Origin of the sequence: Sulfitobacter sp. SK011, from assembly GCF_003352065.1 — a bacterium.
Classification (GTDB): Bacteria; Pseudomonadota; Alphaproteobacteria; order Rhodobacterales; family Rhodobacteraceae; genus Sulfitobacter.
Genome location: NZ_CP025803.1, coordinates 1 through 16,660 on the forward strand (window position 1 = coordinate 1; position 16,660 = coordinate 16,660).

At 54.9% G+C, this 16,660-nt stretch carries 12 protein-coding genes; 4 read left to right on the top strand and 8 right to left on the bottom strand.

Features of this window, described 5'->3' with window-relative positions; all coding sequences use genetic code 11:
- From dnaA to gyrB, 4 genes are all read left to right on the top strand, one after another.
- The gene (gene dnaA, locus C1J02_RS00005) at nt 1–1,362 is read left to right on the top strand and encodes a chromosomal replication initiator protein DnaA (RefSeq protein ID WP_114876577.1); all 1,362 of its coding nucleotides are present in this window, start codon (nt 1–3) and stop codon (nt 1,360–1,362) included.
- Between the two features lie 145 nt (nt 1,363–1,507).
- Nucleotides 1,508–2,626, top strand: coding sequence for a DNA polymerase III subunit beta (dnaN, locus tag C1J02_RS00010; protein ID WP_114876578.1), 1,119 nt, complete (start codon nt 1,508–1,510; stop codon nt 2,624–2,626).
- A gap of 33 nt (nt 2,627–2,659) precedes the next feature.
- A complete protein-coding gene (gene recF / locus C1J02_RS00015; RefSeq protein ID WP_114876579.1) occupies nt 2,660–3,757 on the top strand; it encodes a DNA replication/repair protein RecF in 1,098 nt (365 codons plus the stop codon).
- Nucleotides 3,758–3,878: 121 nt separating this feature from the next.
- On the top strand, nt 3,879–6,293 hold the full coding sequence (gene gyrB, locus C1J02_RS00020) for a DNA topoisomerase (ATP-hydrolyzing) subunit B (RefSeq protein ID WP_114876580.1): 2,415 nt from the start codon (nt 3,879–3,881) through the stop codon (nt 6,291–6,293).
- A 35-nt stretch (nt 6,294–6,328) separates the two neighbouring features.
- On the opposite strand, the gene C1J02_RS00025 is transcribed toward gyrB, so the two are convergent.
- The 8 genes from C1J02_RS00025 to C1J02_RS00060 all read right to left on the bottom strand — a co-directional run bounded on the left by C1J02_RS00025 (nt 6,329) and on the right by C1J02_RS00060 (nt 16,645).
- A complete protein-coding gene (locus C1J02_RS00025; RefSeq protein ID WP_114876581.1) occupies nt 6,329–6,895 on the bottom strand; it encodes a membrane integrity-associated transporter subunit PqiC in 567 nt (188 codons plus the stop codon).
- A 3-nt stretch (nt 6,896–6,898) separates the two neighbouring features.
- A complete protein-coding gene (locus C1J02_RS00030; protein ID WP_114880264.1) occupies nt 6,899–8,983 on the bottom strand; it encodes an intermembrane transport protein PqiB in 2,085 nt (694 codons plus the stop codon).
- Nucleotides 8,976–9,581: a paraquat-inducible protein A gene (locus C1J02_RS00035; RefSeq protein ID WP_114876582.1), complete on the bottom strand. Its 606-nt coding sequence runs from the start codon at nt 9,579–9,581 to the stop codon at nt 8,976–8,978. The genes C1J02_RS00030 and C1J02_RS00035 overlap by 8 nt, the downstream gene beginning before the upstream one ends.
- 11 nt (nt 9,582–9,592) lie before the next feature.
- Nucleotides 9,593–10,240: a paraquat-inducible protein A gene (locus C1J02_RS00040; RefSeq protein ID WP_254693171.1), complete on the bottom strand. Its 648-nt coding sequence runs from the start codon at nt 10,238–10,240 to the stop codon at nt 9,593–9,595.
- Between the two features lie 98 nt (nt 10,241–10,338).
- A complete protein-coding gene (locus tag C1J02_RS00045) occupies nt 10,339–11,445 on the bottom strand; it encodes a CaiB/BaiF CoA-transferase family protein (protein WP_114876583.1) in 1,107 nt (368 codons plus the stop codon).
- Nucleotides 11,442–12,413, bottom strand: a complete 972-nt coding sequence (locus C1J02_RS00050) for a C45 family autoproteolytic acyltransferase/hydolase (RefSeq protein ID WP_114876584.1) — start codon at nt 12,411–12,413, stop codon at nt 11,442–11,444. The genes C1J02_RS00045 and C1J02_RS00050 overlap by 4 nt, the downstream gene beginning before the upstream one ends.
- A gap of 17 nt (nt 12,414–12,430) precedes the next feature.
- A complete protein-coding gene (locus C1J02_RS00055) occupies nt 12,431–13,888 on the bottom strand; it encodes a biotin carboxylase (RefSeq protein ID WP_114876585.1) in 1,458 nt (485 codons plus the stop codon).
- Between the two features lie 18 nt (nt 13,889–13,906).
- Complete coding sequence (locus C1J02_RS00060) at nt 13,907–16,645, bottom strand: aminotransferase class I/II-fold pyridoxal phosphate-dependent enzyme (protein WP_114876586.1); 2,739 nt, start codon at nt 16,643–16,645, stop codon at nt 13,907–13,909.
- Nucleotides 16,646–16,660 lie beyond the last annotated feature (15 nt).

Below are 16,660 nucleotides of genomic sequence, written 5' to 3' on the forward strand. Positions count from 1 at the left end.
ATGACGTACGACCAATGGGGCGAAATTAGGCAGCGATTGCTAAAGACTGTCGGACAGAACAACTACACAACATGGATTGCGCCGCTTGTGCCAGGCGATGTGGCCGATGGCATAGCGACACTGCATGTCCCGACCAATTTTTTTGGCAACTACGTCAGTCAAAACTTTTCTGATCTGATCCTGCATGAGATCCGGGGCGAAGGTGTTGACGTGTCGCGCCTGAATTTTGCCCTGTCGCAAAATCTGGTCAAATCAGCGAACAGTCCCGAACCCGTCACCCGCCGGACAAGCGCCGTTCAAAAACCTGCCGGTTCAAGCGTGCTGAACACCGCTCCGTTGGACCCGCGCTTTAGTTTCGACAATTTTGTTGTGGGCAAGCCCAATGAACTGGCCCATGCCGCCGCGCGCCGTGTTGCCGAAGGTGGTCCGGTCACGTTTAATCCATTGTTCCTTTACGGCGGTGTTGGATTGGGCAAAACACACCTGATGCACGCCATTGCGCAAGAGCTGAAGCAGCGCAAACCAGAGATGAACGTGCTGTATCTGTCTGCAGAACAATTCATGTACCGGTTTGTTCAGGCCCTGCGCGACCGTAAGATGATGGATTTCAAGGAAATTTTCCGCTCTGTTGATGTATTGATGGTGGATGACGTTCAATTCATCGCGGGCAAGGACAGCACGCAGGAAGAGTTCTTTCACACCTTCAACGCGCTGGTCGACCAGCATAAGCAGATCATTATTTCAGCCGATCGCGCCCCGGGAGAGATCAAAGATCTTGAAGAGCGCGTTAAATCACGGCTGCAGTGCGGACTTGTGGTTGATCTCCACCCAACCGACTACGAATTGCGTCTGGGCATCCTGCAAAGCAAAGTCGAAGTGCAACGCAAAACCTATCCCACTCTTGAAGTTGATAATTGCGTGCTGGAATTTCTGGCACACCGCATCACATCCAACGTGCGCGTGCTTGAGGGTGCATTGACCCGTCTTTTTGCGTTTGCTTCGCTGGTTGGCCGTGAGATCAACATGGAACTGACCCAGGATTGTCTGGCTGACGTGCTGCGCGCATCTGAACGGAAGATTTCTGTTGAGGAAATCCAGCGCAAAGTCAGCGATCATTACAACATCCGTCTGTCAGACATGATTGGCCCTAAACGCCTGCGCAGCTATGCACGCCCCCGACAGGTGGCGATGTATCTGTGCAAACAGATGACAAGCCGGTCCCTGCCTGAGATTGGCCGCCGTTTTGGGGGGCGCGATCACACCACCGTCATGCACGGGGTGCGCCGCATAGAAGAATTGAAGCAATCCGATGGTCAGATCGCTGAAGATCTGGAATTATTGCGCCGCGCACTGGAATCATAAGGGCGATCTACCACCGTCTCTTTCGTCAAAATGAGGGGTGCTTGCGCGCCCCTCTTGCATTCCCAGCAACAAAGCCAGAAAAGTCTTGTGAAAGTGGGGGAACCGGGTAGTTTGCCTGTCCCGGCTGTCCTGAGGGAGAACGCATATGAAATTCAGCATCGAACGCGCCGCACTGCTTAAAGCAGTGAGCCAAGCGCAATCTGTTGTCGAGCGGCGCAACACGATTCCGATCCTTGCGAACGTCCTTGTCGAAGCCGAAGGCAACGAAGTGTCGTTTCGCGCAACGGATCTGGACATCGAGGTCGTTGATAAGGCTGCTGCGCAGGTTGAACGCGCTGGGGCGACAACCGTGTCCGCCACAATGCTGCATGAGATCGTGCGCAAATTGCCGGATGGCGCGCTGATCAACCTGACGGCAGATACCGCTGCGGGTCGCCTGACTGTCGAAGCGGGTCGGTCAAACTTTTCTCTGGCGACGCTGCCACGCGAAGATTTCCCTGTCATGGCGTCGTCGGAATATGCGTCAAACTTCTCGGCTCCTGCACCGGTACTGCGGCGGTTGTTTGATAAATCGAAATTCGCCATCTCGACCGAAGAAACGCGGTATTATCTAAACGGTGTTTATATGCACATTTCTGATGCCGACGGGGGCAAGGTGTTGCGCTGTGTGGCCACAGACGGTCACCGTTTGGCCCGCATTGATGCGGACATGCCAGAAGGTGCCGCCGACATGCCGGGCGTGATCGTGCCGCGCAAGACGGTCGGTGAATTGCGCAAACTGCTTGATGACGATGATATGAAAATCGCGGTGTCCGTGTCTGAGACCAAGATCCGCTTTGCCACACCAGAGATCACCCTGACATCAAAGGTGATCGACGGTACATTCCCTGACTACACGCGGGTCATCCCGCAAGGGAACACACGCAGGATGGAAGTTGACGCCGCCGAATTTGCGCAGGCCGTGGACCGTGTTGCGACAGTAAGTTCGGAACGGTCCCGCGCTGTGAAACTGCAGCTGGACGAGGATCGTCTGATCTTGTCTGTGAACGCGCCCGACAGCGGTGCCGCCGAAGAAGAATTGGCAGTTGCCTATGGTGATGAGCGTTTGGAGATCGGGTTCAACGCAAAGTATCTGCTGGAGATCGCCAGCCAGGTGGACCGCGAGAATGCAGTATTCCTGTTCAATTCGTCTGGCGATCCGACCCTGATGCGAGAAGGCAACGACACGTCTGCGGTTTATGTCGTCATGCCAATGCGTGTTTAAAAAGGCGTTCTTTGCTGAGAACCGGTATCGCTGATGGCGGGCCTGTACCTTTCACAACTGACCCTATCGCACTTTCGCTCGCACAAGCGGGCTGTCATCGACGTTGATGCGCGGCCTGTGGCGATCCACGGCCCCAACGGTGCCGGCAAGACCAATATCCTGGAGGCTGTGTCGCTGCTGTCACCGGGTCGTGGCCTGCGCCGGTCCAGTGCCGAGGATATGACGCGGCGACCAGAGGCATTGGGCTGGAAGATCACAGCCCTTCTTCATTCCTTGCACCAAACCCACGAGGTTGAAATCTGGTCGCAAGCAGGTGCGGCGCGGCAGGTACGCATAGACGGTAAGGCGGCCCCACAGACCGCATTGGGGAGTATCGCGCGGGTGCTGTGGTTGATCCCCTCGATGGATCGTCTGTGGATTGAGGGGGCTGAGGGCAGACGCCGCTTTCTGGACCGTATGACGCTTAGCTTTATACCTGATCATGCGGAACAGTCGCTGGGCTATGACAAGGCCATGCGCGAACGCAATCGCCTGCTCAAGGACATGGTGCGCGAGCCGTCCTGGTACGCTGCGCTGGAAACCCGGATGGCCGAAGCCGGGGCCGCGATCCATGCAAACAGGGTGCAGGCCCTCAGCGCCATTGCCGAGGCTCAGGTGCAGGCAGAAACGGCGTTTCCCACTGCTACACTCGAATTAATCTGTAAGATGCCCTCAGAGGCGGATAACCTGCGTGCAGCGCTGGCTGACAACCGTGCCCGCGACCTTGGTGCTGGTCGAACATTAATCGGCCCACACCGCGCTGACTTATATGGTGTCTTTGCGGCCAAGGACGTGCCCGCAAAAGACTGCTCTACCGGCGAGCAAAAGGCGCTGTTGGTGTCGTTAATCCTGGCGAATGCCCGTGCCCTCGCTGCCGATTTTGGCGCGCCGCCGATCTTACTGCTTGATGAAGTCGCAGCCCATCTGGACGCAGATCGCCGGGCCGCTCTATACGATGAGATCACCGCCCTTGGTGCGCAGGCCTGGATGACCGGAACCGGGCCCGAGTTGTTCGCTGAACTAAAAGATCGCGCCCAGACACTGGAAGTTACCGAAACTGAGGGCGCGTCAAAAATCACCCAGAATTCGTGATTTCATCTGCATCTTTCATCTGAGTTCCATTGCCGTCCGTTGACACAAAATCTTGTGCCATTTGCGTGACATTCCCCCAGAAAAAAACTATACATTGGACAAAAGAAGAAGGTTATTCCCAATGTCCGAAAACGAGCAGCAGCCCGAAGAATACGGTGCCAGTTCCATCAAGGTTTTGAAGGGGTTAGAGGCGGTCCGCAAGCGCCCTGGCATGTATATCGGTGACACCGATGACGGGTCTGGTTTGCACCATATGGTCTATGAGGTCGTGGACAACGGCATTGACGAAGCTTTGGCCGGACATGCAGACGCGGTAACGGTCACAATTCACGATGACAGCTCTGTTTCCGTCAGTGACAATGGCCGCGGTATTCCGGTCGGCATCCACGACGAAGAAGGCGTTTCCGCAGCCGAAGTTATCATGACCCAACTGCATGCGGGCGGTAAGTTTGACAGCAATTCCTACAAGGTTTCTGGTGGCCTGCACGGCGTTGGCGTCTCTGTTGTGAACGCCCTTTCCGACTGGCTGGAGCTGCGCATCTGGCGTGAGGGCAAAGAGCACGTTGCCCGGTTCGAAGGCGGTTTTACAACCGAACACCTCAGTGTTGTTGGTCCAACAGATCGCACTGGCACCGAAGTCCGTTTTATGGCGTCAACTGATACGTTTTCAAACCTCGAATACAGCTTTGAAACACTTGAGAAGCGGCTGCGCGAACTGGCATTTCTAAACTCCGGTGTGCGGATCATTCTGAAGGACGAAAGGCCTGCTGAAACGCTCCAATCCGATCTGTTCTATGAAGGGGGCGTGAAGGAATTTGTGAAATACCTTGACCGGCACAAGTCGTCGGTCATGCCTGAACCGATCTTTATCACGGGCGAAAAAGAAGACATCGGCGTCGAAGTCGCGATGTGGTGGAATGACAGTTATCACGAGAATGTCTTGCCCTTTACCAACAACATTCCACAGCGCGATGGCGGTGCACACCTGGCCGGGTTCCGTGGCGCTCTGACCCGTACGATCAACAATTACGCGCAATCCAGCGGTATTGCCAAAAAGGAAAAGGTTACCTTCACGGGTGATGACGCCCGCGAGGGGCTGACCTGTGTGTTGTCGGTGAAAGTGCCGGACCCGAAGTTTTCGAGCCAAACCAAGGACAAATTGGTCAGCTCCGAAGTACGCCCAGCCGTTGAAGGGCTGGTCAACGAGAAGCTGTCAGAGTGGTTTGAGGAAAACCCGACAGAGGCGCGGATTGTTGTCAGTAAGATTATCGAAGCCGCCCATGCCCGCGAAGCAGCCCGCAAAGCGCGCGATCTTACCCGGCGCAAGACCGCGATGGACGTGAATTTCCTTGCTGGGAAACTCAAGGATTGCTCGGAAAAAGACCCCTCCAAGACCGAGGTTTTCCTTGTCGAGGGGGATTCAGCCGGGGGATCTGCACAAACCGGACGCGACCGCCAGACGCAGGCCATTCTGCCGCTCAAGGGCAAGATTCTGAACGTGGAGCGTGCGCGTTTTGACCGCATGCTGGGGTCGCAGGAGATTGGTAATCTGGTGATGGCGCTGGGGACCGGTATTGGTCGCGACGAATTCAACATTGATAAGCTGCGGTATCATAAGATTGTCATCATGACAGATGCGGACGTCGATGGCGCACACATCCGTACGCTGCTTTTGACCTTCTTTTTCCGTCAAATGCCGAAGCTTATTGAACATGGGCATCTCTATATCGCGCAACCGCCGCTCTATAAGGTGTCGCGCGGCAAATCCGAGGTTTACCTTAAGGACCAGGCCGCGATGGAAGAATACCTGATCCAGCAGGGCGTTGAGGGCGCGATGCTGCGGCAGGGCAATGGCGAAGAGATCAGTGGGCAGGATTTGCTCCGCGTGGTCGAACTTGCCCGTCAAATGCGCCGCGTTTTGGAAGCGTTTCCAACACATTATCCGCGTCATATTTTGGAACAGGCCGCGATTGCGGGTGCTTTTGTGCCCGGCGCAGTTGATGCAGATCTGCAAAGTGTTGCAGACAAGGTCGCAGTCCGGTTGAACCTGATTGCGATGGAATATGAACGTGGCTGGCAGGGGCGGATCACCCAGGATCACGGGATACGTCTGGCCCGCATTCTACGCGGCGTGGAAGAAGTGCGCACGCTTGATGGTAAAATGATGCGGTCAGGCGATGCACGGCGCTCTGGCACGTTTACCGAGCATTTGCAGGAGGTGTATGACCTGCCGGCGACCTTGGTCCGAAAAGACCGCAATCAACTTATCCATGGCCCTATGGATTTGTTGAATGCAATATTGACTGAAGGTGAAAAAGGTCTGTCGCTGCAGCGCTACAAGGGATTGGGCGAAATGAACCCCGAGCAATTGTGGGAAACCACATTGGACCCGGATGCGCGCACCCTGTTACAGGTCAAGGTTGAAGACATGGCTGAGGCGGACGACCTGTTCACCAAGTTGATGGGCGATGTCGTGGAACCACGCCGCGAATTTATTCAGCAAAATGCGCTGAATGTGGAAAACCTGGATTTTTAGACCGATATGATTGTTAGCGCCGGTTCGATCCGGCGCTATTTCAATCCGTTTTTGGCAATATACGTCGCGAGATTAAGGATCAGCCGACCACGCGCGGCTGCGATCGCGTTTGGGCCACCTTTTGGGTCAAACGCCACTGTCAGATCAAAAAGGCCAGACCGTTCGCGGCGGCCATCCGACACGCCGACGAAATATTGCCCTGACGTGCGAAACTCGCCAGCGGCGCTGGCCACCAATTCGGAAAATCGCACTTCGAGGCGCGCATCGGGGAAGGCCTCAAATGGCCAAGGTTCCGATGCGACCCGCCGGCCTGTCATCCGGGCAAGGTTCTGACTTAGCTCAAGCGCAACGGCGCGTTCCGGAGCGTCTGCCCAAAGCACCGATTTGGAGCTAACCAACGTCCCATCTGCAGCTTGCGTCGTAATCTCATCTGCGGCGGCATAGCTTGGCAAAGACACATCGCGGACCTCTACCGCACCAAAGGCGATGCTGACCTGTTCGGTCACAGTGGGCGACTGCACCGCGAACCGCTCTGCATTGCTGCAGGCAGTGAGAGTTGCAAGAACCAAACCCAAAGTCATGAAGCGACGTGAAATCATCATGTTTTACCGTCCTAGCAATAGCGAATTAGGATTACGTTCAATGGTCCGCGCCAGCGAGGCAAGCGCATCTGCCGCCTTCTGGATGTCGCGCAATGTATCTTGGGCAGAGCGGCTAAGCTCTTCGCCTTTGTTATACCCTTCGATGGTCCGGCTTGCTTGTGCAAACAGACGCGTCAGGCGCTCAACGATCTGGGGCAGGTCCTTGGCGGAAACCGCAATGCTGTCTGCTGCGTTGCGGGCAGAAACCAGCGTGCGGTTCACATTTTCGATTGCGCCACCCTCGCGGAGTTCTTGCAAGGTGTAATTCACCTCATCGAGCGCACGTTTTAGCGATCCGGGTAGCGCCACGGCATCATCCGTGCCAATCACTTTTTCTGCAGACCGGGTGAGATTGGTAAGCTCTGCGATCAGATCATCCAAAGGCAATTCTTCGGCTTTGGCCGCCAATCCCTGAATTTGCTCGATGAGCTGCGGGACGCCTTCAACCGACGATGTCACGGCGTCTGCGGCATCCGCAGCGCTGTCAACTGCGCTCAGCAAACGTTCCGCAATCCGCTCTTCTTCCAGTGTCGCAACGAGCTTTTCCACCCGAACCAACGTCGCATTCAACGTCACGGGAATGTTTTTCACATCATCAGAGGTCACAAGCCCCTTAAATTCGGCCAGCAGTTCACGCAGGTCTTGCGGTGTCTCGCGCAAATCTTCGTCCGCGACAAACGCTTCGGCAGAATTGAGGAATGAGATCGCGCTGTTCAGCAATTCCTCAATTGGCAGGTTGTTGATGCGAGAAAATACACCCTCGACGGTTGCTGCTGCGTCAGATGTTTCGCTTTTTGTTGTGGGCATCAGGGGCTGGTCGTTCGGTTCTGCTACCAATCGCGCGGCTGGTGCGTCTGGCACCATCACCAATTCAACTTTTAGACCGCCCGTAAGCAGGCTTGCTGAGGCCAGTCGCGCCCGTAAACCGTTTGCCACGCGATCCTGAAGGAAATTCAATGCGTTATCAGCAGTGACCTCGCCGGGCAGGCCAAGCCGAGCGGGTTGGATGGACAGGTTGGCATTCAGCCGCACGCGGCTATCGCCAAATTGATCATAATCCACGATCCCGGAAAGCGCTTCAACTTCACCAATTTTGAGGCCGCTCAATTCCACTGCGGCACCGACAGCAAGCCCCGAGATATTATCATCAAAAATCACACTGACCTTAAGAGGTTCGACCTCTGATGCATTAAAGACTGAGTTCCGGGCTGTTTCCTTGTCTGGGAAGATTTCAAATACTGTCCCGTCCTGAACAAGTTCACCACCAGATACAAAGGTATCAAAAGTCACCCCACCACCGATCAGGGTCGCAAGCGAAGAAAAGTCGATCTCGGCACCGGCGGGTCCGATGTTCACGCTAAAACCCGAAGCATCCCAAAAACGTGTCGTCTGGTTTACCAACGTCCGGTGCTCTTCAAAAATGATGGCTTCTACAATGGCAAAATTACCGCGCGGGGCAATTTTGGCCCTGCCAACGCGACCAACCTCAATGCCCTTGTAGAGGATCGGCGCATTGTCGGTCAGTTGGCCGTTCGCAACGGTCCTAAATGCGATTTCCAGCCCCTCCTGACCCGGTCGGATCAAAGGGGGCTCAGATGCACCCTGAAATCGATTTGAGAAAGCACCGATCTGATCGTCCCAGGACCCTTCGATATGGACACCGCTCAGCACCGTGCTGAGGCCTGTGATACCTTGGGCGGTCACTTCGGGTTGCACAATCCAGAACACCGCAGCGTTGTCGATATAGGGTGCCACGTCCTTTTCAACGCGGATCTGTGCGGTGACTTTCCCTAAACCTTGGGTAAAGCCAACTCTTTCAACTTTTCCGACAGTGACATCACGGTACTTTAGCTCGGTTTCGCCTGCCGAAATGCCGGCGCCATTTTCAAACTCAACAAGAATAAGCGGGCCGCGATCAGTGTATGATTTCCACGCAACCCCAAGCGCAACAAGCAGCGCCAGCACCGGAATGACCCAAATGACCGAGGCACCGCTCAGGAACATCTTGCGTGTCGGCGACACGGACACCTCTGGTGGTGTATCACTCATTGCGGTCAGGACCCCCATCCTTGGCCTGAACGTCCCAGATCATCCGGGAATCAAAGGCCTGCGCAGAAAGCATCGTACAAATCACAGACAGAGCGAAGAAAATGCTCGCAGTTCCGGGGTTGATTGATGCCAACGACTTGAGTTGCACCAGTGAGGACAAAATCGCAACCACAAAGATGTCGATCATCGACCAACGGCCAATATATTCAACGATTTCATAAAGGAATTGGCGCTGCGGCTTTGATGCAACGTCTTTTTGTTTCACGCTGATCGCAAGAAACGCAACGGCCCAGAACTTGCCCAGCGGGATCACAACCGACGCAACGATGATGACCAGCGCAATGCCGAGGTTGCCGTGCTGCGCCAACTCGACAGCACCGCCGATGATTGTGCTTTCATCAACCTGAAACAGCGTTCTGGTCTTGAGCATGGGAAAAATATTCGCCGGGATGTAGCAAATCAATCCCATGACCCAATAGGCCCAAACCCGTTGCAAACTTTGATGATCACGCGAAACAAGAGCATGGCCACAACGCCCACAGGTTTTGGTGCCCAGCGGCCACGCTTTGGTGCAGCGTGTGCAGGCCACAACACCCATGTCCCGGGCGCTTATGATTTTTTGGGGTGTTCCAGAGAGTTCCATACAGACCATTTACACATAAAGCTGTCCTGAGCGATGACAAGGACAACAAGAATTCCGAACATCCAAAAGGCGGGACCAAAGCTGACCTGTGCCAAATCGGCAATTTTGACCAAAGCCACCGCACATCCAATGGCAAAAATTTCTGCCATCGACCACGGGCGCATCGCTTCTGACAGACGAAATGCGGTGATTGCGTGCCGGGCGGGCGGGCGATCCAAAACCACAGGCAAAAGCACATAAAGGGTCAGCAGAACGCGCATAAGCGGGATAAACACGATCAGGCCCGCAGTCGCGATTGAGAGCAATATCATCGGCCCGCCCGAAAAAGCCAGCGCTGCATCAAGGATTGAAACCGCGTTTTTGTTGCCTGCTGCATCAATGGTAAGGAACGGGAAAACCGCCGCACCGACGATCAAAAACACCACGGAAAGCGCGATGGCAATGATGCGCATGCCAGCGTTCTTACGGGGTGCAATCAAAACCTTGTGGCACCGCTGGCATATGGCACGTTCGCCATGCTTGGGCTTTTTGAGCTTATACGCAGCATCACATTGCGGACAGACGATCAAGTCATCCAGCATATCCATTGCGGCAGAGGCAGCAGCATCTTTCATGGATCGTTCTTACAGGAACCTGCATCAAGGTGGTATCGTTATCTGTGTATGAAAGCAGAGACTATCAAGGCACTTTCCCGGCATCATGTGCTGCTTAATCAGTTCAGTATGGCCTGAATATCTGCGTCACTGAACCCAATCTCGCGCAAGACATCTGCTGTGTCTTCTCCGATCCCCCTCGGGGGCGGACTTTGTGCTGTCGTTGACCGGGCGAACCGAGGGGCCGTGTTAGACTGGGTAATGCCATGCAGGGCTTGGAATGTCCGCCTTTCAGCCATGTGTGGGTGCATTGGTGCTTCGGAAAATGTCAGCACAGGGGCAACACAGGCGTCTGAGCCATCAAATAGAGCGGCCCAATGATCGCGCGTTTCAGTTCGAAAAATGGCGGAAAATTCATCGGATCGCGCGGGCCAGGTCCGCTTGTCGTTTTGCGTCTGCAGGTAGCTTTTTGGCAATCCCAGTTTGCTCAGTAAAACCGCGTAAAATTGGGGTTCCAGCGCGCCCACGGCAACAAATTTTCCGTCCTTACACGTATAACATCTGTAAAATGGTGCCGCCCCATCAAGCCAGTTGTCAGCGCGGGTTTCGCCCCAGGTTCCTTTCGCCAGCATACCGTGAACCAATCCCATCATCGCGGGAACACCATCTACCATTGCGGCATCCACCACCTGACCTTTGCCAGATATGCCGCGTTCGATTACCGCTGACAAAACGCCGAAAAGCAAAAACATCGTGCCACCGCCGTAGTCGGCAACCAGATTAAGGGGTGGCACCGGCGGTCCATCGCCCTGCCCCATTGCATGCAGTGCACCCGTCAACGCCAGATAGTTGATGTCATGACCCGCAGTTTGCGCCCATGGGCCGTCCTGACCCCAGCCGGTCATCCGACCATAGATCAATGTATCCGGGCAATCCTTGGGGCCAAGGCCCAGCCGTTCCATGACGCCGGGGCGAAAGCCTTCGATCAGCACATCATTGGCGGCAATCACACGGTGCGCCGCATCGACACCTTTGGACGATTTAAGGTTTAGAACAATGGATCGTTTGCCGCGTCGGTTGATGTCGGTCGGGTCTGCTGCTGCGGATGCCCTGTCAATTGTAACAACCTGCGCGCCAAGGTCAGCAAGCAACTGTCCGGCAAGAGGTGCGGGGCCCAACCCTGAAAACTCGACCACTTTCAGAGATGCAAGCGGGCCGCCGGTCATGCGGCACCCGGCACCATCACATTGCGCGCGCCTTCAACAAAATTATTGAGTGACAGCGGCCAGACTGTGCCAGGCCAGCGCAATTCCATCTCGCGCTTACGGGGGCGGTAAACGGCAGTGTAAAGCGTGCCAAAACCAGCCTTAAATGCAGTGGAATACAGCGGTGGTTTCAGAAAGGCATTGATAAACTTCTCTTCAGGATCTTTGTGCATGCGCAGGCGATTCAACAAATAACGCTCACGCTCAACCGTCGCGGTAAACCGCGCGTGGCTTACCCATTCAACGTTTTCCTGATGGTTGGTCGCCACCGCCGCATGGGTAATTTGCGTTGCCCGATCGGGCCCCATCATCGCGGTTGAATAGTCCCGTTTGCGGTCCAGAACTGTCACGTTATAGCTCATATGGGTCGGCACGCGCTCTAATACTTTGGTCGCCTCTGCAGTGGTTTCACAGGTCTGCAATACATATCGCAAAATCAGTGGCACACCAAAACCGGTGCCAACGATGCGCCGTCCGCCGAACGTCAAAGAAATTGACAGACCAGCATCATTCACACCATCAACCAACCCCCATAGCCCATCGGATGTTCCCATAACCCGGCGACCCATCCAGTTGGTGTTCAGTACCAATTGGTCGAACGCGTTTGGATTGTAGTCATAGTTGCGCACCATAACCGGTTCCTTGCCGGCCCAGATCGCTTGACTGCAACCCGACAGATAGGGTGGCGGATTGTAGAGGCTTAAAAAGCGCGCCGCCTGATCCCCGCCGCCTGCCAAGGCACAGAGTTCATCATAAAGCGGCATCAGTTCCGGCATATGGGTGTTCAGCGCGCGGCGGCATTGCGCATATGTGGGGCGCGCGGCATCGCCTTCCTGAAGCCACCAGGTGCGGTAGTCAGGCCAGTATTCAGCGAAAAGCCCGGACCATTTTGGTCCGGGCGTTTCTTCTTGGAGTGCGCGCCAATACATCGTGGCCTTTCTAGGCGTTAGAGGATTTTAAACGCCGGGTCAGACAATTCCGGACCCGCCGAGGCGGTGGGCAGTGGCTTGCCATCCACAGCTTGCTTGATGCCATGAATCCACTTTTTCGCCCGCTCATTCAACTGGAAAGACTTGGTCATTGAGCGGCCACGCGTCACAAGGATGCCAATGTCGGCCCCTTCATAGCGGTAATCACCCGGCTGCAAGATTCGCAGGAAGAAAGCTTCGTTTTCTGATTCAACAGCCCGGCGGTGATAGTCAAAGCGGTCAAATACGACGCGGCCATCCTCAAGCATCTTGTAGATGCCTGTTTCCGGTGCCGTGGTGCAGATATCAACGCTATCTTCGGTATGTTTGATGACCATCTGTGACCAGCCATCAATCATTTCCGGATCGGCCCAGCGGTTGTTCAGTTCATCGACATTCAGATCAAATTTCTTTTTCGAGAATTCGAGCAGGTGGAACAGGAACAACGGCGCATCGGCATGGGCAAAAGCCGCGTGGTTGGTCATTGAAGACGCACCTGTGATACGCGGGTTCAATTCGCCCAACCAGATATCGCCGGTCTTCTTGTCGATCAAGAAATCCAGTTCAAAATAGCCACGGTACCCCTCTTTGCGCAGTTGCTCACCGAACTTGAAGGTCAGATCACGGGCTTTTTCACGGACCTTTGGCGGGAATGCAGTGGCCAGCATTTCGTTGCCACACCAGCCCCCGCGATAGGGTGTCAGTTCCTTGAAGCCAACCAATTCAGTCATCAACGGACCAACGATTGTGCCTTCCTTGGTCGCGCATGCCTCAATCGCGGAACCCCGGCAATCGATCCGTTTCATGATCTTGATCTCGCCTTCGCCGACAATCTCGGATTCATGGCGTCGGAAGTCAGCCTCGGATTTAATAAAGAACGTCGTGTGGCCACTGTCACCAAAGGCGGATTGCAGGACCAGATCGTGACCGATGCCCGCCTTTTCGCACGTTTTGCGCAGGTCTTCGTAGTTTTTGACCTCGGCGAGGACGTTGGGCACCGACGGCACACCCGCTTTGTTGCCGATGCGGACGGTTTCGATCTTGTTGTCCATTGACTGGCGCAATTTCGCCTTGGGGAACCACACGTCTGCCCCCAGCTCTTTTGAAAGGCGTTCTGTTTCTTCGTCGAACATCAGGAACACAAACTTGGGCTTGCCGCCGCGGCGCTTGATGAAATCAATCACCTCTTTGTGCTGTAACAGGTAGTTGTTGATGTCTTCGATCGACTGGAATTCTGCATGCGGCTGCTCGGATGGGCAGAACACGTTGGGATGCTTGCCGCCGTAACAGTCGATGTAGCAGATGTATTTGAAATTCTTCACCCATTCATCAAGGCCCAACAGGTTAAAGTTGGTCGCCGAAATGAAGTACACCGGGTCTTCGTTCCGGTGAAAGAACCGGCGAATTTCTGAGATATTTTTGAGAACTGTAGCCATTTTGATGGTTCCTTCTACTTATGCAGGTGACGAAGAGAGGTGCTTGGCACGCACCCGTTTTAGCGCGGCATCGTTAAAGACACGCAGGCCCAGATCAGGGCGGTATCCATGAATTTCACTCACGTCCAAGGCGCGCATGAAGGCGAGAATTTCCTGGCTGACGACCTGCCCGGGGACAAGAATGGGAAAGCCGGGCGGATAGGGAATGATAAAGCTTGCAGACACCACGGTGTCGCCCGCATCCATCGCATCTTTCAGGGACCCGTCAAGTTCCAGATAATCACAGTTTTTCTCATCATAGGACAAGAAGAATGCGGTGCGAATATCACCCTCGGATGTGACATCATCGGCACGAAACGCCTCGTGAAAACGGCTGAAGTCAGGCAATGGCGGATAGTTTTCCATCAGGTTCGCCACCCGTTTGTCAAATGACAAACGTTCCATCCGGCTGGCATCATCCAACAATTCATCCAGAGATTTTGCAATCTCGACCAGCACTTCGATCAGATAGGCAACCGACGATCGCGTGGTGCCGATGTTGGTCATGAACAGAACAGTATTGCGCGATGTTTTATTGATCTGGATGCCGTACTTGTCCATCAAGATGTCAGTCTTGAATGTGTCGCCATCCCAACCAGTGCCGCCGACGGCAAGCGTGACGCGGGTTGCATCAAGAACAAAGGTATCCTGCTCCCAGCAATCCCACATGTCGGTCCAGCCCTGTTGCGTGTCATAATAGCTGGTCACGCCACTTTCGCGGTATTCTTCGGGGATCATGTCGCCCGCTGTCAGTACCTTGAAGTACTTGTTCAACAGCGGATGATCGGTGATTGCGCGGCGCATCGACATCGCCGCTTCGATCTGGCGTTGAACGAATTCAAACCCTTCCAATTCGACCTGCCGGCGACCCACATCCAATGATGCGATGATCTGGTAGTTGGGCGAGGTTGACGTATGCGTCATGTACGCCTCGTGAAAGGATTGTTCGACCTCACCTTTGAAGTCCTGATCGTTCACATGGATCATTGACCCCTGTCGCAATGATGTCAGCGTTTTGTGGGTCGATTGGGTCGTGTAGACGCGAACGCGGGATTTGGGCGGCGGAATCAATCGTGTGTTCAGGATTGTTTCATCATCCGCGTCTTTCAGCTCTTCTTGCTGCGCTTCATAGGCTCGCGCATGGGCCTCGGTCTTGAACTTTTCGCGCAGTGTGTTTGCCGCGTTCATGCCGGTGCGCTGACGATAGGTCGGGTTGAAGCGTGCAAAGGCAAACCAAGCCTCGTCCCACAGGAAGATCAGGTCAGGCTTGATGGCCAGACATTCTTCCATCATCCGCTCAACATTATAGACCAGCCCGTCGAACGTGCAGTTGGTCAAAAGCAGCATGCGGACCTTGTCCAGTTTTCCCGCCGCTTTGAGCACGAGCAACTGATGCTTGATTTCGCGCAGCGGCACGGCACCATACATCGAATATTTGTTCAGTGGATAGCTGTCGAGGTAACACACCTGCGCACCGGCCAGAACCATGCCGTAGTGGTGCGATTTGTGGCAATCCCGGTCCACCAGAACGATGTCGCCCGGACGCACCAGTGCCTGTACGACGATCTTGTTACAGGTCGATGTACCGTTTGTGGCAAAGAAGGTTTGCTTGGACCCAAATGCGCGGCTGGCCAGTTCCTGCGCTTCTTTGATCGGCCCATGGGGTTCCAGCAGCGAATCCAGCCCGCCTGACGTTGCAGAAGTTTCCGCCAGAAAGATGTTGGGCCCATAGAACGCGCCCATGTCCTGAATCCAATGCGACCGGGTGATGGACTTACCGCGGCTGATCGGCATCGCATGGAAAACGCCCGTCGGCTGCTTGGAGTATTCGACAAGCGCGGTAAAGAACGGCGACTTGTTACGTGACTGCACACCGCGCAGAATGTTCAGGTGCAGTTCCATAAAGTCTTCTTGGTTATAGAAAACCCGGCGGCAGATACCCAGATCGAGACCAGCAATGTCTTCGACGGACCGTTCGGTAACCAAATATGCGTCCAGTTCGGGCCGCACCTTGGCAATCATCCGGCACAGTTCGGGACCGTAGTTTTCAGGCAGCAGCGCGTCGATCTCGTCGCGGCCACCAGCGCGGGCCAGATACCTTGTCAGAATGGTTTCAACCATATTTGATTTCAGCGTCAGGCCGGGACGAACGACAATTGCCTGGATATTATGGTTAAACATTACTGCGATCAGCGCGCCTTCAATTGAGGGGACGACAACCGCTTCGTAGATGAATTGATCCTCCGGGCGGCGCATCCGCAGAACATTTGATTTCAACCAGCGTTCCTGCTGTTCGTTCACGTTGTCGACGATCAACACTTCAAAGTAAGGTTTTGCCAGCGCCCGTGCTTCCGGGCTCAGCAGTTCTTCGTCGTTGTGTTCTTCGACGTCCATGCTGTCGCGTTCAAGCGGGATGGAGCGGCGGCGATAGGCACCAGTGGTCAGCGCACGCGTGACCCGGCTGACGGCAAAGGCCAGATCATCCAGGTTGTTGTGTTGAAACTGACGCCGCATGTGGTCAAATGCGGCCATTCCAGGAAACGCCCAATAGGGTTCGATCAGCGCAAGCGACGTAAACAGGTCTTGCACCCGCGTGCTCAGATTTTTGACCTCATTTGGTTTTGGATCTCGGGTCAGCGCCGATGTCGCTTCGCGCAGCGCGCTCCAACGATCCGACCGAAGTTGGATCGCGGACGAATAGTCGTTCATATCATGCATCAGGTCGTCTCCGCT

Bases quoted from the DNA above. Each gene is read 5' to 3' on its own strand.
- dnaA (WP_114876577.1), top strand. From the start codon at position 1: ATGACGTACGACCAATGGGGCGAAATTAGGCAGCGATTGCTAAAGACT.
- dnaN (WP_114876578.1), top strand. From the start codon at position 1,508: ATGAAATTCAGCATCGAACGCGCCGCACTGCTTAAAGCAGTGAGCCAA.
- recF (WP_114876579.1), top strand. From the start codon at position 2,660: ATGGCGGGCCTGTACCTTTCACAACTGACCCTATCGCACTTTCGCTCG.
- gyrB (WP_114876580.1), top strand. From the start codon at position 3,879: ATGTCCGAAAACGAGCAGCAGCCCGAAGAATACGGTGCCAGTTCCATC.
- C1J02_RS00025 (WP_114876581.1), bottom strand. From the start codon at position 6,895: ATGATGATTTCACGTCGCTTCATGACTTTGGGTTTGGTTCTTGCAACT.
- C1J02_RS00030 (WP_114880264.1), bottom strand. From the start codon at position 8,983: ATGAGTGATACACCACCAGAGGTGTCCGTGTCGCCGACACGCAAGATG.
- C1J02_RS00035 (WP_114876582.1), bottom strand. From the start codon at position 9,581: ATGGGTGTTGTGGCCTGCACACGCTGCACCAAAGCGTGGCCGCTGGGC.
- C1J02_RS00040 (WP_254693171.1), bottom strand. From the start codon at position 10,240: ATGAAAGATGCTGCTGCCTCTGCCGCAATGGATATGCTGGATGACTTG.
- C1J02_RS00045 (WP_114876583.1), bottom strand. From the start codon at position 11,445: ATGACCGGCGGCCCGCTTGCATCTCTGAAAGTGGTCGAGTTTTCAGGG.
- C1J02_RS00050 (WP_114876584.1), bottom strand. From the start codon at position 12,413: ATGTATTGGCGCGCACTCCAAGAAGAAACGCCCGGACCAAAATGGTCC.
- C1J02_RS00055 (WP_114876585.1), bottom strand. From the start codon at position 13,888: ATGGCTACAGTTCTCAAAAATATCTCAGAAATTCGCCGGTTCTTTCAC.
- C1J02_RS00060 (WP_114876586.1), bottom strand. From the start codon at position 16,645: ATGCATGATATGAACGACTATTCGTCCGCGATCCAACTTCGGTCGGAT.